Source organism: Bacillus sp. UNC125MFCrub1.1 (assembly GCF_000701305.1).
In the GTDB taxonomy this organism is placed as follows: domain Bacteria; phylum Bacillota; class Bacilli; order Bacillales; family Bacillaceae; genus Bacillus; species Bacillus altitudinis.
Genome location: NZ_KL370769.1, coordinates 184,334 through 205,249, shown reverse-complemented (window position 1 = coordinate 205,249; position 20,916 = coordinate 184,334). Strand labels below are relative to the sequence as shown.

Annotated in this window: 21 protein-coding genes and 1 other RNA gene; 8 read left to right on the top strand and 14 right to left on the bottom strand. The window is 40.7% G+C overall.

Annotated elements, in window-relative coordinates:
* Positions 1-54 precede the first annotated feature (54 nt).
* The gene (locus N521_RS13910; RefSeq protein WP_017359481.1) at positions 55-978 is read right to left on the bottom strand and encodes a helix-turn-helix transcriptional regulator; all 924 of its coding nucleotides are present in this window, start codon (positions 976-978) and stop codon (positions 55-57) included.
* A gap of 118 nt (positions 979-1,096) precedes the next feature.
* Here N521_RS13910 and N521_RS13905 point away from each other — a divergent pair, with 118 nt between their 5' ends.
* Complete coding sequence (locus tag N521_RS13905) at positions 1,097-1,621, top strand: CcdC protein domain-containing protein (protein ID WP_035391760.1); 525 nt, start codon at positions 1,097-1,099, stop codon at positions 1,619-1,621.
* Positions 1,622-1,656: 35 nt separating this feature from the next.
* Here the strand turns inward: N521_RS13905 and czrA are convergent, their stop codons facing one another.
* On the bottom strand, positions 1,657-1,986 hold the full coding sequence (czrA, locus tag N521_RS13900; RefSeq protein ID WP_007500691.1) for a Zn(II)-responsive metalloregulatory transcriptional repressor CzrA: 330 nt from the start codon (positions 1,984-1,986) through the stop codon (positions 1,657-1,659).
* A gap of 187 nt (positions 1,987-2,173) precedes the next feature.
* Here czrA and N521_RS13895 point away from each other — a divergent pair, with 187 nt between their 5' ends.
* Positions 2,174-3,499, top strand: a complete 1,326-nt coding sequence (locus N521_RS13895) for an APC family permease (RefSeq protein WP_017359483.1) — start codon at positions 2,174-2,176, stop codon at positions 3,497-3,499.
* A 97-nt stretch (positions 3,500-3,596) separates the two neighbouring features.
* Complete coding sequence (locus N521_RS13890; RefSeq protein ID WP_017359484.1) at positions 3,597-4,259, top strand: lysozyme family protein; 663 nt, start codon at positions 3,597-3,599, stop codon at positions 4,257-4,259.
* A 36-nt stretch (positions 4,260-4,295) separates the two neighbouring features.
* Here N521_RS13890 and prpB read toward each other — a convergent pair whose 3' ends face one another.
* The 4 genes from prpB to N521_RS13870 form a co-directional block, all read right to left on the bottom strand.
* Entirely contained in the window at positions 4,296-5,213 is a 918-nt protein-coding gene (gene prpB / locus N521_RS13885) for a methylisocitrate lyase (protein WP_035391757.1), read from the bottom strand.
* Between the two features lie 12 nt (positions 5,214-5,225).
* Complete coding sequence (locus N521_RS13880) at positions 5,226-6,662, bottom strand: bifunctional 2-methylcitrate dehydratase/aconitate hydratase (protein ID WP_025207494.1); 1,437 nt, start codon at positions 6,660-6,662, stop codon at positions 5,226-5,228.
* 2 nt (positions 6,663-6,664) lie between these two features.
* Positions 6,665-7,807, bottom strand: a complete 1,143-nt coding sequence (gene mmgD / locus N521_RS13875; protein WP_035391756.1) for a citrate synthase — start codon at positions 7,805-7,807, stop codon at positions 6,665-6,667.
* Positions 7,808-7,974: 167 nt separating this feature from the next.
* Positions 7,975-8,514 carry a DUF420 domain-containing protein gene (locus N521_RS13870; RefSeq protein WP_008346516.1) on the bottom strand — a complete coding sequence of 180 codons (540 nt, stop codon included), beginning with the start codon at positions 8,512-8,514 and terminating at the stop codon, positions 7,975-7,977.
* A 204-nt stretch (positions 8,515-8,718) separates the two neighbouring features.
* On the opposite strand from N521_RS13870, the gene N521_RS13865 reads away from it, so the two are divergent.
* Complete coding sequence (locus N521_RS13865; protein ID WP_008346514.1) at positions 8,719-9,225, top strand: GNAT family protein; 507 nt, start codon at positions 8,719-8,721, stop codon at positions 9,223-9,225.
* A 152-nt stretch (positions 9,226-9,377) separates the two neighbouring features.
* Here N521_RS13865 and N521_RS13860 read toward each other — a convergent pair whose 3' ends face one another.
* The 8 genes from N521_RS13860 to N521_RS13835 all read right to left on the bottom strand — a co-directional run bounded on the left by N521_RS13860 (position 9,378) and on the right by N521_RS13835 (position 15,296).
* Positions 9,378-10,169: a LysM peptidoglycan-binding and 3D domain-containing protein gene (locus N521_RS13860; RefSeq protein WP_007500712.1), complete on the bottom strand. Its 792-nt coding sequence runs from the start codon at positions 10,167-10,169 to the stop codon at positions 9,378-9,380.
* A 256-nt stretch (positions 10,170-10,425) separates the two neighbouring features.
* Positions 10,426-12,207, bottom strand: coding sequence for a DNA helicase RecQ (recQ, locus tag N521_RS13855; RefSeq protein WP_035391753.1), 1,782 nt, complete (start codon positions 12,205-12,207; stop codon positions 10,426-10,428).
* 135 nt (positions 12,208-12,342) lie between these two features.
* Positions 12,343-12,528, bottom strand: a non-coding RNA gene (gene ssrS / locus N521_RS19370) — 6S RNA.
* A 133-nt stretch (positions 12,529-12,661) separates the two neighbouring features.
* On the bottom strand, positions 12,662-13,162 hold the full coding sequence (locus N521_RS13850) for a TraR/DksA family transcriptional regulator (RefSeq protein WP_017359489.1): 501 nt from the start codon (positions 13,160-13,162) through the stop codon (positions 12,662-12,664).
* An 89-nt stretch (positions 13,163-13,251) separates the two neighbouring features.
* A complete protein-coding gene (locus tag N521_RS13845) occupies positions 13,252-13,899 on the bottom strand; it encodes an SDR family oxidoreductase (RefSeq protein ID WP_017359490.1) in 648 nt (215 codons plus the stop codon).
* A 177-nt stretch (positions 13,900-14,076) separates the two neighbouring features.
* The gene (locus N521_RS13840; RefSeq protein ID WP_008346505.1) at positions 14,077-14,418 is read right to left on the bottom strand and encodes a PH domain-containing protein; all 342 of its coding nucleotides are present in this window, start codon (positions 14,416-14,418) and stop codon (positions 14,077-14,079) included.
* 478 nt (positions 14,419-14,896) lie between these two features.
* Positions 14,897-15,034, bottom strand: a complete 138-nt coding sequence (locus tag N521_RS19365) for a YozQ family protein (protein WP_017359491.1) — start codon at positions 15,032-15,034, stop codon at positions 14,897-14,899.
* Positions 15,035-15,083: 49 nt separating this feature from the next.
* Positions 15,084-15,296: a DUF6501 family protein gene (locus N521_RS13835; RefSeq protein WP_008346502.1), complete on the bottom strand. Its 213-nt coding sequence runs from the start codon at positions 15,294-15,296 to the stop codon at positions 15,084-15,086.
* 209 nt (positions 15,297-15,505) lie between these two features.
* Between N521_RS13835 and N521_RS13830 the strand changes: the two genes are divergently transcribed.
* The 4 genes from N521_RS13830 to N521_RS13815 all read left to right on the top strand — a co-directional run bounded on the left by N521_RS13830 (position 15,506) and on the right by N521_RS13815 (position 20,887).
* Positions 15,506-16,990, top strand: coding sequence for an aldehyde dehydrogenase family protein (locus N521_RS13830; RefSeq protein ID WP_017359492.1), 1,485 nt, complete (start codon positions 15,506-15,508; stop codon positions 16,988-16,990).
* 100 nt (positions 16,991-17,090) lie between these two features.
* Positions 17,091-18,968 carry a terpene cyclase/mutase family protein gene (locus N521_RS13825; protein WP_035391751.1) on the top strand — a complete coding sequence of 626 codons (1,878 nt, stop codon included), beginning with the start codon at positions 17,091-17,093 and terminating at the stop codon, positions 18,966-18,968.
* Positions 18,961-19,785, top strand: a complete 825-nt coding sequence (locus N521_RS13820) for a superoxide dismutase (RefSeq protein ID WP_035391748.1) — start codon at positions 18,961-18,963, stop codon at positions 19,783-19,785. Before N521_RS13825 ends, N521_RS13820 begins: the two co-directional genes overlap by 8 nt.
* A gap of 151 nt (positions 19,786-19,936) precedes the next feature.
* Complete coding sequence (locus N521_RS13815; protein WP_035391745.1) at positions 19,937-20,887, top strand: bile acid:sodium symporter family protein; 951 nt, start codon at positions 19,937-19,939, stop codon at positions 20,885-20,887.
* Positions 20,888-20,916 lie beyond the last annotated feature (29 nt).

Genomic DNA, 20,916 nt, shown 5'->3' with positions numbered 1-20,916 from the left:
ACATTCTCATCTCCTTTTTTTCCATCATATAAAAAGAAACCTGACAACATTGTGTCAAGTTCCTTTTGGTTTTTGAAATTGTTTCAACTTGAGATCAAATGCTTCCCGAACGGATAGCGGAGAGACAATGTCGACATCTGGCCCTAAATAAAAAAGAAAGCTATATAACCAATCATCCTGAGGCAACGTGATTGTGGCAAGATACGTACCATCTGCACATACGGTGAATTCATTTTCATCTATCCATTCCTTCACTTTACCAACAGAATCTTCAGTCAACCTGAGCGTTAGTGTACTGACGGAAGGTTCTTCGTGCCAAGAATCATTCCAAGGCTTGTCTTCATTTTTTATTCGTTTAGGAAGAAAAGATACTGAATGCGTGATAAGGTCTGACATTCTTTTGAGTTTAAACAGACGAAACGCTTTTTTCACGCAGCAATACGCATACAAATACCAGTGTCTTCCTTTTAAGACAAGTGTATAAGGCTCTACTTTTCTAGGAAGTGTTTCGCCTTTTGCATTGCGATAGGTGAACTGGATATATTGATGCGCTGAGGCAGCGGTATGAATGAGCTGGAGCTTCTTTTCTAAATAGCTGTCTTTCCCCCAAGAGCTTAAATCAATAAAGACATGTTGCTGTTTCTCATTTTGAGGCGGAATCAGGGATTTCATTTTCTTTAGAACATGTTCACTTTCTTTAAAGGTGTATGCACTCGTAATGCTTTCAAGAGCTGTTAAAATCAGTTCAATATCATCATCGGTGAATAATTTTTTCTCTAGACGATAGTCGTCAACGAGTGAAATTCCACCCCCTGCACCTTGTTTTGTGACAACTGGAATCCCCGCTTGATTAATCGTATCAATGTCACGGTATATGGTTCTTACGCTCACTTCATGTAGTTCAGCGAGGTCTTTCGCCTGTACTTGCCGTTTGCTAATTAGTATCATCACAATGGACAAAATGCGATCGATTTTCATGACTTTTCCTCTTTTTCATAAATATAGGTTTTGATTTGATAAAAAAAGAAAGAATGGTAATGATAAGTAACAGCCAGCATTCGTTTACATCCCTGCCTGTGCAGGAGGAGGTTGCATCATGACACATCACGTATGGCAGTTGTTCATGATCGGGATCGTCATGCTCGTCTGGATCATCATTCGAATGAATCGAATGAGACGCTATCAGCTTGTGCGCCCGGTAAATCTTTTCATGAGAATGTATGTATTTAGTCTCACTGCCCTTATTCTCTTATCAGAAGGATGGCAAAATCACAGTATTTTTATCTATGCCGTCATTGGCATGATCTTCGGGAGCAGTCTCGCCGTTCACGCCTATCAGACGATTCAGATGAAATTAGAAAATGGCCGGCTGTATATGAAAACAAGTAAATGGATTGAAAGCTTTATTTTATGTTTGTTTTTATCTAGGCTTGCATTTAAATCGGTCAATCTGACAACACATGCGATCACCAAAATGGATATCGTTGAATTGTATCAGCATATTGTCAGCGATGATGCGTTGACAATACTCAGCTTTTTCCTTCTAGCGGCTTACTATATTGTGTTTTCTTATCAAATGATGAAAGCAAATAAACGATCAACCCAAGTACATCATGCATAAAAAACCTTCCTATATAAAAGTAGGAAGGTTTTTTCTCAATCATGCTGTGCATGGTGTATCATTTGTTCAAGCACTTCCATCACATGCTGATCTTCAGGACTGTAAAAAATCGAGGTCCCTGCTCGTCTAGATTTCACGAGACGAAGATTTTTTAAAAAGCGCAGCTGATGAGATACGGTTGATTGCATAAGGTTTAGTGTTTCTGCTATATCATTTACTGAATGTTCACCTTGAGACAGCAAATGCAGAATACGAATACGCGTCGGATCAGATAAGGCTTTAAATGTTTGGGAGACAAGAAATAGACTTTCTTCGTCCAGCTCCATCCGTTCCTGTTCTTGATTTGTATTCAGTTCTTCCTTCATTTCGCTTCACCTTTCTTGTCAGTCAACTCACGACTTATTCTATGTATCATCATATACCAAAACGTGTAGCATGCAAAGCTTCCACACCTTTTGAAAAAAGATTTATTCAAATAGCATTGACACGTGGTAGCATTCTTTTTAAAATGAGCATTATTTATACATTTTTTTAGAGGAGCTGATAGGCAAATTGACTGAAGAGCCAAGACTAAAACGCAGCCTGACTGTTTTTCCGCTTGTTGTGATCGGGCTTGCTTATATGGACCCACTTGTCGTATTTGATTCATACGGCATTGTTGCTCAGCTGACGAAAGGACACGTTGCTGCAGCTTATATCTTTACTTTACTGGCATTACTATTGACAGCGCTTAGCTATGGGAATATGGTGAAGGCTTTTCCAAAAGCAGGATCTGCATATACATACGCGCAAAAAAGTATTCATCCTCACGTCGGCTTCCTTGTAGGCTGGACACTATTGCTGGACTATTTATTTTTGCCTATGGTGAATTTTGCAATCGGAAGTGCATATTTAACCGCAGCCTTTCCTGATGTACCTCATTACATTTGGATCATCATACTTGCTATCGCCATAACGACTGTCAATGTAATCGGTATACGTCTTACAGCCAACATTACAGCGCTATTTGTGACCTTTCAGGTGATTGTCGCTGTTACATTTGTTGGGTTTATTATTTATGGGCTCACGCAGCATGCAGGCACGGGAGAGATACTGTCAACCCGCCCGTTTTATTCAGCAAGCTTAGATCCCGCCCTTATTTTTTCCGGCGCGACGATTTTATGTTTTTCTTTTCTAGGATTTGATGCGATTTCGACTATGTCTGAGGAAACAATTAAGCCAAAAAGAACGATTCCTCTCGCCATATTTTTAACGGTCGCCATTGGAGGTGTGCTGTTTACCCTCACCTCTTATTTTTTACAGCAGGTGTTTCCAAATTTTCAACAGTTCAAGCATCCAGATGCGGCATCACTTGAAATTGCGGAATTTGTGGGCGGCGCGTTTCTCCACTCATTCTTTTTAGCCGGCACCATGGTCGCTGTCATCTCTTCCTCCCTATCATCACATGCGAGTGCCGCAAGACTCTTGTATGCGATGGGAAGAGATCAATCATTACCAAAGCGTTTCTTCGGTTATATTCACCCAACATTGAAAACGCCTGTATTTAATATTTTATTAATTGGTGTTTTCTCGTTAACCGCAGTTGTTGGTGAGCTTGAGGTCATTTACTCGTTTATCAGCTTCGGGGCATTAATTGGATTTACGTTTGTTAACTTGTCTGTTTTCGCTTACTATTTCATCAAACAAAAACAAAGAGGTGTATTAAACACACTGAGGTATGCCATCATCCCTCTTTGCGGAACGGCTTTTTGTATTTGGCTCTTAACAAGCATCAGTACAAATGCATTAATCATCGGCATGGTGTGGCTCATGATCGGTTTTGTTTATTTCTGCTATAGACTGAAAACAAGAACAGAATTTACGTTTGGCTATGATTGAATATAAGGTTTTCACTTGGTATCCTGTGCAGGATATGGCATAATATAAAGGCTGTACTTCCCTTTTAAAAGCGGGGCAAAACAGGGGTGAACTGACCTTGAAAAAGAAAAAAACAGGATGTTTTGCCATTTCAGGCTGTTTCACGATTTTTCTGTTTGTTTGCGTATTAGCGGCCATTGTCATTTCCTTTAATCAAAAGGAGTTAAAAAAGCTGCCGATTGATACGGAATCAATTGTTTTGTCGAGATTGGATGATTACAAACCGCTTGTAGAAACAGAGTTAAGAGATCAAGATTTAGATCAATATACCGCGTTAATTCTCGGTATGATGTATCAAGAATCAAAAGGCAGAGGCGGAGATCCAATGCAGTCCTCTGAATCTCTTGGTTTGAAACGAAATGAAATCAATGACCCTCAGAAAAGCATTAAACAAGGAGTCCATCATTTTTCAACCATGTACAAGCATGGGAAGAAAAAAGGCGTTGATTTGGAAACCATTATTCAAAGCTATAACATGGGAATCGGCTATATTGATTTTGTTGCAAAAAACGGGGGAAAACATTCCGAAAAATTGGCAAAGCAATACTCCAAAAAGCAAGTGAAGCGAAACCCTGAAGTCTATACATGCGGGGGCGACAAAGATAACTTCCGCTATCCGTATTGCTACGGTGATTTCACTTATGCTGAAAAAGTAAAAGAAAAAACGAAAACAGTTGAAGAAAAGATGAAATTGGCTTCATCATCCACACCATCATCGTAAAAAAAAAGCACTTCCTAAACGGAAGTGCTTTTCATTTTATGAATGCTCTTTCCCGATTTCCGGCAGGATCGTTTTGGCTAAATGCTGATCCATTTCTTCATATTCATCATAATGAATCGTTTCATATAGTTCTTTTCTCGTTTGCATGTCCTCCAGCATTCCCTGCTGCGTCCCTTTTTCCTTAATCTCTGTAAATAAACGCTCATACGCTTTTGCAGCAACTCTCAAGGATGACACTGGATAAATCACCATTTGAAAGCCAAACATAGAAAATTCGTCTGCATGATAATAAGGTGTTTTTCCAAACTCCGTCATGTTTGCAAGAAGCGGCCCTTTTATATTGTTTGAAGCATACGTGAAATCTTCTGCTGTAATCAGCGCCTCGGGGAAAATGGCATCTGCTCCTGCTTCTAGATAGAGATTAGCCCGGTGAATCACATCCTCCACCCCGTTTACTGACTTCGCATCCGTTCTTGCGATGACAAGAAGTGTAGGTGCCGCTTGTTTGATCGCTTTGATTTTCGCCATCATTTCTTCTACAGAAACAAGTAATTTTCCGTTTAAATGTCCGCATTTCTTCGGCATTTGCTGATCTTCAATTTGAACAGCCGCTACCTTGCTCTCAACCATCTCTTTTGCTGCTCTGGCTGCATTTAATACACCGCCATAGCCAGTATCCATATCAACCAAAAGAGGCAGCTGAGAAGCTCGAATGATTTCCTTTGCCTTTTCCGCCATTTCAGTGGAATGAATCATACCAAGGTCAGGAAGCCCTTTGCTTGCGCAAAAAGCGGCACCCGATAAATAAAGCCCTTGAAATCCCATTTTCCTCGCATAGAGCGCAGACATTCCATCGTGAACGCCTGGAATTTGAAATAAAGCGGATTTGTGCATTTGCTCTTTAAAAGCTGCGGCTAAGTCAGCTTGACTTACTTCATCATTCACGATCCACACACTAGCTCCCCCTTATATGACAAATAAGTCCATAAATGCTGGTACTGTCGTTGTTTTTAATTGATTGGGATTTTGACAAAGTGAAACAATTTGATCGACTTGTTTTTGTGGAAATCTCGTTTTCAAATGATATACCCATTTCTTTTCAAGCAGCGGGATCCCTTCCTGCCTTCTTCTGCGATGACCAAGCGGATATTCAATTTCGATTCGATCTGTCATCGTTCCGTCTTTAAAGAAGATTTGAACACAGTTTGCAATTGATCTCTTTTTCGGATCTAAATAGTCTTCTGTATACCTTTTATCTTCTTTCACGATCATTTGATCACGCAAACGGTCAATGAGCGGATTCTGCGCCGTTTCTTCTTCATAATGATCAGCGGTCAGCTCACCATAGATTAACCCAATGGCTGTAATATACTGCAAGCAATGGTCACGGTCTGCCGGGTTGTAAAGCGGTCCTTTTTTATCAATAATTCGAATGGCTGATTCATGTGTCGTAATCTCTATCCTGTCAATCTCATCTAAACGGTCTTTTACCGCGTCATGTAGAATGACAGCGGCCTCAGCGGCAGTTTGCGCATGAAATTCTGCTGGATAAGCAATTTTAAAGAGTACATTTTCGATCACATATGACCCAAGCGGCTGGGCAAGTGTGAGTGGTTTTCCTTTCATTAACACATCTTCAAACCCCCACTTTTCTGCACTGAGGGGCGTTTGATAGCCCATTTCTCCTTTCAATGTCATCATCGCTAGTCTCACTGCACGGCTTGTTGCATCCCCTGCTGCCCATGATTTCCTCGATCCTGTGTTTGGGGCGTGGCGGTACGTTCTAAGCGGTGAATTGTCCACAAATGCTTGTGATAATACATGCTGCACATCTTCTTTCGTTCCGCCAAGCATTGCACAAACGACTGCACTTGATGCCACCTTGACAAAAAGAACATGATCCAAGCCATTTCGATTCAAACAATTTTCTAAAGCAAGCACACCTTGTATTTCATGTGCCTTTACAATCGCATGCAGTACGTCATTCATCGAAAGCGGTTCTTCTCCGTTTGCAAGCCTCGTTCTGCTGATATAATCGCTTACAGCCAATATCCCGCCCAGGTTATCTGAGGGATGCCCCCACTCCTGTGCAAGCCACGTGTCATTATAATCTAACCAGCGAATCATACAGCCAATATCAAAAGCCGCTTGAACAGGATCTAATACAAATGAAGTGCCGGGCACTCTTGCTCCGTTAGGGACAACAGTTCCAGGTACGATGGGTCCAAGATGCTTCGTGCATTCTGGAAAGTTGAGCGCCAGCATTCCGCAGCCGAGTGTATCCATGAGTACATACCGAGCTGTTTCAATGGCCTCTTTGCTCGTAATTTCTCCATCCACGGCATAAGCTGCGATATCTTCTAATAGTTGATCTGTTTGATTGGCTACTGCTGTTTTATTCATATTCATTCCCCCGTTTTTCCATCATCATTTGAGACTTTTAATCCTCTTGGTCCTAAATACCTTACTCTCGGTCTAAAAATCCGATTGTGTGAATGCTGCTCGATGACATGCGCTGCTAATCCGCTTGCTCTCGCAGCAAAAAAAATCGGTGTATAAAGTGAAATAGGAATACCGAGCACGTAATAAATAGGTGCTGCGTAATAATCAAGGTTTGGATAGAGGTTTTTCTTTTCTTTCATGTATGCCTCGCCTGCGACGCACATGTCATAAAGCGTCGTGTCTCCTTTTGATTCGGTAAGCGTTTTCAACGATCGTTTTAAAAGTGCCGCTCTTGGGTCCATTTTTCTCATGTATACCCGGTGTCCAAAGCCCATCATTTTTTCTTTTGCGGCTAATTTACGTTCGATGAGCGAAAGGAAACCTTCTGTTGTTTTGCCTTCGAGCAGCATGTGCATGACTGCTTCGTTTGCGCCTCCGTGTAAGTCACCTTTTAATGAAGAAATCGCTCCAGTAAAAGCACCATACATGTCAGAATGAGTAGATGCAATGACTCTTGCTGCAAATGTTGAATTCGGCAGCTCATGCTCACTATAAAGCGTGAGTGTTTGGTCAAATGCTTTGATTTCGTCTTGTGCCGGAGTGCGGCCTGTTAACATCGCTAGAAAGTTTTCAGTGTAGGATTTGGTCTGGTCTGGAGTAGGTGTGGTGTCTTGTGTGAGAATATGATAGCTTCCCGCAACAATCGCTGGTAGCTGGCCAAGTAATCGAACAGCACGCGCTTGTTGGCATGCTTCTGATCGATCATTCAGTTGTTCATCGTACCCTGCAAGAGCAGATAAACACGTTCTCATGGCATCCATTGGGTGAGTGGTTTTTGGCAGTTTTGTCAAAATGGTTTGAATGGTTGGATGTAAGCTTGTTTGTGAGGAAATATCTTGCTGAAATTGGTGATATTCCATTGCATCTGGTAATCTTCCATAAATGAGCAAATAGGCTGTTTCTAAGTACGTCTTGTTTTGTGCCAGCTCGATGAGGTCATAACCGCGAATCACAATTTCTTCTTGCTGGACATCTAGGAACGAAATTGACGTTTCGCTTGCCACAATGTCTTCAAGCCCCGGTTTGTACTGCAATTGTTCAGTCATCATATAACCCCCGTTTCGTTCAATTGTGTTCTCCAAACGAGCAAACGGCCAGACATGATGTGATTCTATAGGTGGGAAGATACCGTGCAAGTCGGATACCCAATTCCCATTTTATCCAAAGCACTTCATCTTGTAAATAAAAGAACGTATGTCCAGATGGACATACGTTAGCTGTAGTATGGAGAAATCATAATATATACGATGACACCTGTTAGACTGACATAGAGCCAAAGAGGCATGGTCCATCTGGCAATTTTACGATGACGTTCGACTTGCATTTGTGCGCCTCTAAAGAGAGTGATCAGTGCAAGCGGTACAATGACGGCAGATAAGACGATATGTGTGATGAGAATAAAGAAGTAAATCGGACGAATGATTCCTTCTCCCCCGAAGTGTGTATCAGCTGCCATTGAATGATACGTCACATACGAAATTAAAAAGACAAGTGTTGTTGAAAAAGCCGCAAAGATAAATCGTCTATGGGCTTTAATGTTCTTTTGTTTAATCATAATGAGCGCTGAAAGTAAAAAGATAAACGTAAAACTGTTCATCACGGCATTCAGTAACGGCAGAAATGTAATATCCAGATGACTAAATTTATCTGTTTTTGGCATGAAAAATAATAAAGCAATTAAGCCGTTTATGGCAATTGTTAAAAAGACAACAATGCCGGTGAAATTTTTCGGTTTTTGATTCTGTTCGTTCATGTTTGAAAACCTCTCTTTATTAGTTCCGACTAAGAGTATGTTATTTAACTTTCTCTCTAAAGTCAATGAATTCGCTGTCTTCGTCGAATTTTAGACAAACTTGCCGATTGCCTGCCTTCTAGCGGCTTGAAAGATCCACTCACTTCCTTTAGAATGGGAATTTGTGTGGTTTTTATCAACTCTTCTATGAAAGGAGCAATAGACTTGTCAATCTTACAGGAAACAACAAAAGATGTGAAGACATTAGAGCAAGAATTACAGCAGTTGCAGTTCCAAATGTATCGAATGCAAGAAAATATAAAAGATATTTCAAAAAAAGCAAAGATTATTGGCATTGATCAAGCGAAGGAAGATGAATGGATGATCGTCTCTGCAATTGAGAATGCAGATACGTGCAAAATCATGTTAAGCGATTGTGAAAAAGCTTTTCGCGGACAATCTGATTTTTCCTTGATCGCGGAATATCCTGAAGAAGGAAAGATTCACATTGCCGATATTAAAGGCCCGCCTGATAATGGCTATGGATCCATCTGTATGAAGCATTTAAAAGAAATCGCAAGAGAGCAAAACATTCCAGTCATTACTGGGGATCTCGTCAAAAGAGATTGGAACCATGTGGACCGCCTGATTCATTTTTATGAAAAACACCATTTTGATGTCCAAATTAATTGGAAAGAGCAAAGCGGAGAAATTTATTGGGTGGACAGCTAACGACACAAAAACCAGCGTTGAGATGGGCTTATACGCTGGTTTTTGTCGAAAATGCGAATTTTTCAGAAAAATATGTGTATTTCCGGCCAAAAAAAGGTATAATAAAAGCATCAGGCCGCCACCTGATGCTTTCTTCCAAAAACAATAGACTACTAGTTAAGTACTTTCACTTTGACTGATTTTACGCCCCAATTTTTAGCTTGGGATTTGCTTGGTACGTGTACATCAATTTTGTTACCTTTAATTGCGCCGCCAGTATCTGCTGCGATGGCTTCACCGTAGCCTTCAACATAAACCTTACTTCCTAATGGAATGACATTAGGATCTACTGCGATTACTTTTGCATTTGGGTTTTTGTTTAAGTTTACCCCTGTTGCAGTGATACCTGAGATGCCACCATCATTTGCTGTATAAGCCGTAGCCGTTACAGTCATTTCTTTTTGAACACTTTGACTAGCAGAAGATGATTCTGCTTTAGCTGTTTCCTTTTTAGGAGCAGCTTTTTTCGTTGTTTGCTCTTTTTGGACAGGTGCCTGTTTTTGAACAGGTTCTGAGCTTACCGGAGCTGAGCTTTGACCAGCAACACTTAATGTTGAACCAATCATAATTATATCTGAGTTTAAGTTATTCCAAGACTTAATATCGCTAATTGACACATTGAATTTTTGAGCGATTTTCCAGAGGCTGTCCCCCTTCTGGACTTTGTACTGCTCCTGAGTTTTCTCTTTTGAAGAGATTGTCAATTTATCTCCTACATAGATCATGTCTGTAGATAAATTGTTCCAACCCTTTAGGTCCTTTAGAGACACATCATTTTTTTGAGAGATTCCCCAAAGTGTATCACCTTTCTGTACAGTGATTTCCTTTGCAGAAGCTTGCTGTGCTCCTAATGCTGTTGTTGAGATTGCTGCAACAGCAACCAAGGACATAATAGTCTTCTTCATAAAGTAAATCCTCCCTTGTTAGCTTTTTATGGCGGCTAACGAGTGCTATCGTAACATATGTAAATGTCATTTCAATAACAAAACGATATGTTTTAGATTACAGTTCCTTTACATGAAACATCTCTCTCCATTGGTAAATCAGCCCACTAAATGGCTCAATTCCGCACCATATCAAGGTTTTGTAGGGATGGAAATCATCATGATGAAAACGCGTCCAAGTGAAACGAAAAAAATTTATTTTCCTTCTTCAAACTCTTTATTTTTTCTCTTTTTCTATAAATAAACGAATTTCTTCTAAAAAAACATCTCCATATTTCTCTCTTTTTTGTGCACCGACACCCTTAATATTTAAAAGTTCTTCTTCTGTTTTAGGCTCTACTGCTGACATTTCTTTCAATGTTTGATCAGAAAAGACAACAAATGGCGGAACGCCCTGCTCTCTTGCCAACTTCATTCTGACCATTCTTAACTGCTCAAATAATGCATCATTTTCTTGAATAGCCTCTGCCTTTATCGCCTGCTTTTTATAGACGGTCTCCTGCCCCACTAGCACTTTCTTTCCTTTTTGTGTCACTTTTAGTGTTGGAAAAGCTCCTTCAGACATGTGTAAATACTCTTCTGTAATTAAAAATTCAATGAAATCACTGATATGTTGGGCTGAATGCTGTTTCATTAAAGCATAAGTAGGGAGCCGGTCGAAACCAAAATCAAGCACTTTTTTGTTTTTAGAGCCGGCTAATACTTGAGCTATCATCATTTTTCCAAATCGTTCGTTCATTCTAACGGTACACGACAAAACCATTTGTGCTTCTCTCGTGACGTCTTCACGCTCTCTCTCGTCTAGACAGTTGCTACATTTTTGACAAGGGGCACTTGATGATTGGTCAAAGTAATCCATCACAAATTGCTGAAGGCACTGTTCCGTATGACAGTAGTCTACCATTTGTCTCAGCTTGAGCAATTCATGCTGATACCGCAATTCATCTTCTGTTGATTGTTCAATGAGAAAGCGCTGCACGCGTACGCCTTGCGGTGAAAACAGCAAAATGCATTCACTTTCAAGCCCGTCTCTCCCGGCACGTCCTGCTTCTTGGTAGTAACTTTCAATATCTCTTGGAATTTGATGATGAATGACAAAACGTACATTAGACTTATTAATCCCCATACCAAATGCAGATGTAGCTACCATTACTTGAATATCATCATTTAAAAAAAGATTTTGCTGTTCTTCTCTGACTTCATCATCTAATCCTCCGTGATAAACACCCGCTTTGATTTTTTGCTTTTTTAGACGATGATAAATTTGATCTGCTTCTTTTCGTGTGGCTGTATAAATAATGCCTGACTCAAGACTGTTTTTCTTCATATATTGTGTGATGAATTGGTCGCTGTTTTGCCCTTTCACCACTTGAAAAGACAAATTTTCTCTAGCAAAACCAGTAAAGATTGTTTCTTCTTCGTCCATGCCAAGTTGCTCACATATATCCTGTTGGACCTTCTTTGTAGCAGTGGCTGTTAATGCTACAATAACAGGCCTTTTTGAAAGCTTGTTTACACATTCTTGTATAAAGCGATAGCTCGGTCTAAAATCATGTCCCCACTCAGATATACAGTGCGCTTCATCAATAGCCATTAAAGAAATCGTCAATCGATCAAGCAGCTGAAAAAAACGTTCATTTTGTAAGCGTTCAGGGGTGATATAAAGCAAATCATACTCCCCCTGTTCACATTTTTTCAGCCTTGTATTCATTTCACCTGCTGAAAGTGTACTATTTAAAAAGGACGATCGTATTCCCATCTCATTTAACGCATCAACCTGATCTTTCATTAAAGAAATAAGCGGAGATACAACGATTGTCGTTCCTTCCATCATAAGAGCAGGAATCTGGTAGCAAACCGATTTCCCTCCGCCTGTCGGCATAATGCAGACCGTATCCTTCCGTTTATTCACAATCGATTCAATGGCTTGTTTTTGTCCTTGTCTAAAAGCATCAAAGCCATAATATTGTTTAAGAAGTGCTTCTGCTTGTTGTAACATCCAATTCCCTCTCCGTCGTTTGTTTTGTCTATTTTAACATACATTTGTACATGCACATTCGGTCTGTTCAAAATCGTATTTTGTCCAAAATAAAAAGCCATTTTCCAAAAATGGAAAATGGCTTGAATCATCCTAGGAAAAGCTGCGGATGCCGTAATCTAAGTAAGAAAGTTTTAAACCACCACTCCTCAAAGTGGGTGTTTGCAGAAACGTTCCTGTCTTCCTCTCGAAGGAGGCGTGACATTCCGGCTTCAATATAAAACTCCCTATTACAGCTTAAAGGTTAAAACTTAATTAACATTACGCGCATCGCAGCCTTTAAACTATACTACACGAAAGTTTATTAAATTTCAAGATATGTTTTTTCTAAAAAAATACTCATGTATACAAGATATTTGTCCATGTAGACGGGGAAAAACATTATGTTGAGAAAACATAAATTCCTCTCATCATGTTATTTTTCCTCATCTACATCAACATCTTGCTCTTCTTCTAGCCTTTCATACGTATCTGAATGTAATTGATCCATTGTTTCTCTATTTGTTAAATCACGCATTTGCTCAGAGAACGAACGGTCAAATTCATTTGGATCTTGATTGGTTTCTTCATTTTTCTTTGCATCAATTGAATAACGAGTATAGGGTACTGCTTTCAAACGTTCATATGGAATGTCTTTTCCTGTTTTTTCACAAATTCCATATGTTCCGTCTTCCATCCGCTTAAACGCCGCATCAATTTCACCTTCGAGCTGATCGTCGACTTGATCCAGCGTCTGTTCGGTCATGCGATCTAAATAGATGCTTCCGTGATCTGCGATATGGTTTCCAACACCATTTGAAATCTCATTCGATTCGACCAGCATGGATTCTTCTTTCTTTTTTGATCCTTTCACATCTTCTTTTAATTGAATAAGTCTTTCATATAAATCAGTTTTTTGCTCTTTCGTTAAGCTCACGGTCAATCACTCCTTTCTCTTTACCTTCCCGCTCCATGCGAAATGAAAACATCAAAAAAGCCGCCGCCTTTGGCAGCAGCTTTCTTCATTTAAAGATTGCGAAGTGCTTCTTCTACTGGTGTATCACCTTTGATTAAGTCAAAGGCTTTATTTTTCACATTGGATTCCGTTAAGCTTTCCACTAAGACAGTGGCTACATCTTCTCTTGAAATCTCAATGTCACGATCGTCTGGAACATGAGCCGCCGCTTCTATTTTCCCTGTCTTTTCCTCATGCAGCAGTGCTCCTGGCCGCACAATGGTGTAAGAAAGACCAGACTGTTTTAAATGTTCATCGGCTTTTCTTTTCGCTTCATAATAAATTTCCATACTGCCTTGTCCTTTTCCTTGATGAGGATCGTCGGCATTATAAGAACTCAGCATCACAAAATGCTGAATATTTTCTTTTTTGGCTGTATCAACGAGGCGTTTTGCCCCCTCTTGATCAACAGCGATGGTTTTATCTGCACCTGTTTTTGAGCCTGAACCAGCTGCAAAGATGACAGCTTCTGCTTGCTTCACAGCATCTGTCACATCCTTTTCAAGATCACCGATGACAGGCGCTGCACCAAGTTCTTTTAGCGCATCTGCTTGTTTTTCATCTCGAATGAGAGCAAGTGGCTCATGTCCTTTTTCTTTTAAATATCGAATGACAAGTCTCCCTGTATGTCCGTTTGCTCCAGCAACCAATACTTTCATTGTTCATTCTCCTTTCTGTATCTGTTTCATCTTTATCCTTTTTTGATGTGATTCAAACACACGAATAGAAAAAAGCCTTTCCCACTGTAATGGGAAAAGCTTAAGGGATATGCGATAGATAAAAATAAGAACAAAGAATGAGAAAAGTGCATGTGATCTATGTAATCGCATCGTTGATCAGCAAAGATGTTTTGTTAAAATGGCCTGCACGTCACTCAAATCTGTATCTTTAGAAAAATCGAGTTCAAATACTTTTGAGCTTGTAACAAGCAGCATACCAGTGTCCTGATCAAACACGCCAGCTTCTTGAATGGCAAAACTTTCAATTGATCGATACGGCAAGGAGACCCTGACTTTCTTTTTAGAAAATACGCGGTTATCGCCAAAGATCAGTCGTTTATTAGTGAAACAAATTTGGTCGTGACGCAGTCTGTAAACAGCCTCAATTCTTTCTCCTTCAATTAATAAGGATTCGAATTTTTTATGATCATTTTGTTTACTGACAGAAAAAATACCCACGTAAACCCCCTCTTCCTGCATCAAATTCCTTTATGACAAAACGGCCACACGGCTCTGTGGGTACGTTTTATTCTCACTTATAGAATACGCTATAAATCGTCGTTATTCCATTACGAATAGATTAAATTTCATTTAACTTTTTCTTTTTGATCCGATGCTCTTTCCTCTACTTATTTAGACTGTTAAAGCAGGAAAAAAGTTTCATTTTTTTTCAAGAAATCATTCGTTATGAGACCATAAAAAAACAGTGATTATGTAAAATCACTGTTCAGCGTGTAGACAAACCCTCGCATTCTTTGTCAGTCCTGCGCTCTGGTGCTCACGAATGGCAAATTCGCTCCGCAAAAGTAGCTGTCCTTCCTAGACTGCAAAGGTTTTCTATCACGCTGAAAAGAAGACAAAGGGCTAAAATAAAGTTCATTTTAGCCCTTTGTCAACAATCTGAACAGTGATTATGTAAAACCACTGTTTTAAATGACTATTCATCTTTCGGGGTATCAATCGTTCCTTCGGCATACACATCAGAAATTTGCTCAAGTGTAATCGCCATATCAGCATCTTCATTGTCATGCCAAGCATTTTGATGTTTCTGCTCTTCTTGCTGCTGCTTTTTCATCATCATCACCCTTTACTGTTTTTCTTAGTATGAGTGATGACCATCAAAATCATTCAGCAGAATTGTCTTCGAAATACTCTTTGTAGTACCCGCCTACTTTACCCGTATTATCAACGACAAAGAGAAATTCCTCAGTTTCATTTTTCACATCATATGTGTGCCCAACCGTTAATGCCCGGTCAACCATATATTTTTTCGCATTTGTATGTACACATTTTACTTGTTTTATCGTTTCAGCCGTTTGCCAGTTTTGATGGATCATGATTTAAAAACTCCTTTTTTCATCTATACATTTATTGTAGCCAATTTTTCGTGAAATGCAATGAGTGTTATCGATTGCTTTCAAAGATGTCGTGTAATATGATAAATGTATACGTTTACATATGTGTGCGTATACAAAATGCTTCATGTCCACTTTTTCCACCTAGAACTCGCAGAACAACCCATATCTTTAAGGAGGTTTGTTTATTTATGAGCTCTACAACACTTCAAATCAGTTCAAAACTCGAATCTTTTCTCCAAGGGACGAAAAAACTCTACATTAACGGTCAGTTTGTCACAAGTCATGATAACAAAACATTCTCTACACCTAACCCTGCCACAGGAGAAACCCTTATTGATGTATATGAAGCAGGTGCAGCCGACATTGATGAGGCAGTAAAAGCTGCTAAAAAGGCGTTCCATGGACCTTGGCGTTCTATGTCTGCAGCCGAACGTGCCCGCTTGATGTTTAAGCTGGCAGATTTAATGGAAGAACACCAAGAAGAACTGGCCCAGCTGGAAACACTTGACAATGGAAAACCAATTAATGAAACAACCAATGCGGATATCCCTCTTGCCATTGAGCACATGCGCTATTATGCAGGGTGGACCACGAAAATGACTGGACAAACCCTTCCTGTCAGCCAGGGATATTTTAATTATACTCGCCATGAGCCTGTTGGCGTTGTGGGACAAATCATTCCTTGGAACTTCCCGCTCCTCATGGCCATGTGGAAAATGGGTGCTGCACTGGCAACAGGCTGCACCATCGTTTTAAAGCCAGCTGAACAAACACCGCTATCTGCTTTATATTTAGCTGAATTAGTGGATAAAGCCGGATTCCCAGAAGGCGTGATTAACATCGTTCCTGGATTTGGTGAAACAGCCGGTGAAGCATTAACCGATCACCCTGATGTCAATAAGCTGGCTTTCACTGGATCAACAAGTGTTGGGAAATTGATCATGGAGAAAGCAGCCAAATCCATCAAGCGTGTTACTTTAGAGCTTGGCGGAAAATCGCCGAATATTATTTTACCAGATGCCGATTTAAAGAAAGCCATTCCAGGTGCATTAAACGGCGTGATGTTTAACCAAGGTCAAGTGTGCTGTGCAGGATCAAGGGTCTTTGTGCACCGGAGCCAATATGATGAAGTCGTCGATCAAATGGCTAAATATGCGACATCATTAAAACAAGGAGCTGGTCTTCATCATGATACCCAGATTGGGCCTCTAGTGAGTAAAGAGCAGCATGAACGTGTGTTAGGTTATATCGAAAAAGGGAAGTCAGAAGGTGCAACAGCCGTAGTCGGTGGTGACTGCCCTTATGAAGCAGGCTATTTCGTCTCCCCTACTGTCTTTAGAGATGTAGAAGATGAAATGACAATCGCAAAAGAAGAGATCTTCGGTCCAGTTCTATCTGCAATTCCTTACGATTCCATTGATGAAGTGGTCGAACGGGCCAATCAATCTGACTATGGGTTAGCGGCAGGACTTTGGACAGAAAACTTAAAGCATGCTCACGATATCGCTGCACGCCTAGAAGCAGGGACCATTTGGGTCAACTGCTATAATGTCTTTGATGCCGCCTCCCCGTTTGGCGGATATAAACAGTCAGGCCTTGGCAGAGAAATGGGATCATATGCCCTAAACAACTATACAGAAGTCAAAAGCGTGTGGATTAATCTGCAAGATTAATCATTTAAGAAAGCCGGTGACGATGTCATCGGCTTTTTTTGAGCTGTCATGTGACAGGCCGACTCCTGAATATAGTGATAAAGGAAAGGAGCATGGCCGAATGCAAGATTTTAAAACGAGAGTCAACGAATATATCGATGAACTGCACATGCAGGTAGAACGCAGACAAAGAGAAGATGGCGCATTTATTTTCTGCTTTGAAGGACCTATGATGACAAATGCTTTTTTCATTATGCTGTTAAAAGCCGTTGGTGACCCCGATCAGCAATTGATCCATCAATTGGCCGAAGCAATACATGCCAAACAAAATGAAGATGGTTCCTTTTCTTTGTATCATGACCAGTCAGGACATCTCACAGCTACAGTACAAGGTTATTGCGGAATGCTCGCATCTGGCAGATTTCAAAAAGACGAGCCCCATATGGAAAAAGCAGCACAATATATTCGCTCAAAAGGTGGCCTAAAGAACGTTCATTTTATGACAAAGTGGATGCTTGCCGTAAATGGCATGCACCCTTGGCCCTACTTCTATGCACCTCTTTCCTTTTTACTCATCCCTACGTCTTTTCCGCTACACTTCTACCACCTTAGTGCCTATGCAAGGATTCATTTTGTACCCATGATGATCGCACTGAACAAACGGTATACCTCTCATGCTGCGTTTCCATCATTAGCCCATCTTGATGAAAACATGTCTAAAAATCCATTTGACTGGTTTATGGCAAGAGAAGAACGTTCGACTGATGACTTCCTCATGTATATGCGGTCATATACAGCCCTCGACAGCCGGCTCGACTTTTTCGGATATGAAGCGGCAAAGCGATACATGTTTGACCGTCTTGAAAAAGATGGGACGCTGTACAGTTACTTAAGTGCAACCATCTTTATGGTCTATGCCCTCATGAGCCTTGGGTACTCCCCTGGACATCATCTCATCCAAAAAGCAGTCAGGGGTATGAAAAAGCTCGTCACCTCCTGTCAAGGCAAGATATATGCTGAGAATTCCACCTCGACTGTGTGGGATACAGCGCTTGTCAGTTACGCTTCTCAAAGAGCAGGAAGAAAACGAGAAGATCCCATGATCATGAATTCCTTCACCTATTTGCTGGACCGCCAGCAAATGAAGAAAGCGGATTGGGCAGTTCATAACCGTCTTGCTACTCCCGGGGGCTTTGGTTTCTCACATATCAATACGAATAATCCTGATTGTGATGACACGCAAATTGTGTTAAAAGCGATCCCAAAAGAATACGCTCCACTTCAGTGGAAACGAGGATATGACTGGCTTCTCTCCATGCAAAACCGTGATGGCGGCTTTTCTGCTTTTGAAAAAAATCAAGATCACTTTCTACTTCGTCACCTTCCGCTTGAATCTGCGGAGGATGCGGCGATTGATCCGTCAACTCCTGATATTACTGGTCGTGTGCTCCATTTGATTGGTTTAGAAGAAAAAGAGACTGCTTCACCCACGATTCTCAGGCAAAAAGATCGATGTGTAAAATGGCTCATTGACCACCAGGAGAAAAACGGATCATGGTTTGGCAGATGGGGTGTTTGTTATATTTATGGAACTTGGGCAGCGTTAACAGGACTGAAAGCGGCCGGCATTCCCTCCTCACACCCTGCTGTGCAAAAAGCGTGCCGTTTCCTAAAGCAGATTCAGCTTGAAGATGGCAGTTTCGGAGAATCGTGTAAAAGTGCAGAACTGAAAACCTATGTCCCGCTTTCCTTTGGCACAGTGGTTCAAACCGCATGGGCGACAGAGGCGCTCCTCCAATATGAGAAAGCAAATAACGCAGCCATTTTGAAAGCTGTCTCCTTTTTAGTGAACCATCACCATACTGAAGAAGCCATGTACTATCCGGTCGGCATTGGACTGCCAAAACAATTTTACATCACCTATCATAGCTACCCATTTGTGTTTCCGATGATGGCTTGTTCTACATTTTTAGAGGAAATGAGGCGTATACATGAATAAAGAAGAATATCGCTCACAGCTCAAAGAGTGGCTTAGCACGATTCAACATGTGTGGCAAGATGATAATATCCATCGAAAAGTGGAACATTTACGACTCAAAATGGAGGATGATGATTCCAGTGAACAAGAATGGTACGAACTAGCCGAAAGGATTGCAGAAGACATGCAGCATCCACACGAAGAAGTGCGCGATGTAGCAGCTGGAAATCATCAGTTACCACCACTGCCTTATCGGTATGACGCACTCGAACCTTATATTTCAAAAGAAATTATGTACTTGCACCATCAAAAGCATCATCAAACTTATGTTGATGGTCTAAATCAAGCTGAACTTGCGCTAAAAAAAGCAAGAAGAACCAACGACTTTACGATGATCAAGCATTGGGAACGTGAGCTTGCCTTTCATGGGGCAGGACATTATTTACATTGTATCTTTTGGTTTTCCATGAGTCCTTCAGGGAAAAGAAAACCTACTGGTCAAATGCTTCGTCTCATTGATCAATCATTTGGCAGCTATGAGGCGTTCAAGTCACATTTTTCAGCTGCTGCCAAACAAGTAGAAGGTGTCGGATGGGCGATTCTTGTATGGTCCCCTCGATCTCAGCGTTTAGACATTTTACAAGCAGAACGCCATCAGTTCCTCTCACAATGGGACGTCATCCCCCTTCTTGCTCTTGATGTGTGGGAGCATGCCTATTACCTCCAATATCGAAATGAAAAGGCGCAATATGTAGACCGGTGGTGGAATGTCGTTGACTGGCGTGAGCCAGAAGCAAGACTAAAACAGGCTCAACAAGTAAAATGGACACCTTTTTGATCGCATACTCCACATAGTTCATTTACTATGTGGGTTTTTATTAGTTTACATAATAATATTATGAACACCCCTTGCAAAATCATAGGTTGTTTTTTCAGAAAATTCATTTAAAATAGAAAAGATATGAAAAGAAAGAGAGTTGAACGATAGTATGAACACCCTTTTACACATTAGTCACTTTGCAGGAAGAACATTCGCTATATGGGTCATTGTCTTTGCTTGTCTAGGTTTTACTTTTCCTGCGGCATTTTCTTTGATTGGACCTTATATCCCTTTTTTACTGGGCATTATTATGTTTGGCATGGGGCTGACGCTGTCTTCTGAAGATTTTAAAGAGCTTTTTAGAAAGCCTCTTTATGTATTGATCGGGGTTTTAGCGCAGTATACACTGATGCCACTCATAGCATTTTTATTGGCCTATGGGTTACATTTGCCTTCTGAAATCGCTGTTGGTGTCATTCTCGTCGGCTGCTGTCCAGGCGGGACTGCATCCAATGTAATGACCTTTTTGGCGAAAGGAAATACGGCCTTATCCCTTGCCGTGACAACGATCTCGACACTACTTGCTCCCATTTTGACCCCTGTTTTTATTTATATTTTTGCAAAATCTTGGTTATCTGTATCACCGGGTGCTTTGTTTTTGTCGATTGTCCAAGTTGTCTTAATTCCGATTATTTTAGGTGTCATCGTCAAATTGTTTTTTAAAAAACAAGTGACGTATGCTGTACAAGCACTTCCACTTGTATCTGTTACTGGCATTGTCGCCATCATTGCAGCTGTTGTCAGCGCAAATAAAGAACAGATTCTGCAATCTGGACTGCTTATTTTTGCCGTTGTTGTTTTACATAATGCTCTTGGTCTATTATTGGGTTACCTCATTGCAAAATGGTGTAAAATGGACATTCCTTCTCAACGAGCAATTTCAATAGAAGTAGGGATGCAAAATTCTGGACTTGGCGCAGCCCTTGCAACCGCACATTTTTCTCCACTTGCCGCCGTTCCCAGTGCCATTTTTAGCGTATGGCATAATTTATCTGGCTCTTGGCTGGCAACATTTTGGTCAAAAAGAGGCTACTCAGAAAATAAAGACCAAAAAAGCTAGTACCCTCATCGGTACTAGCTTTTTCTTTC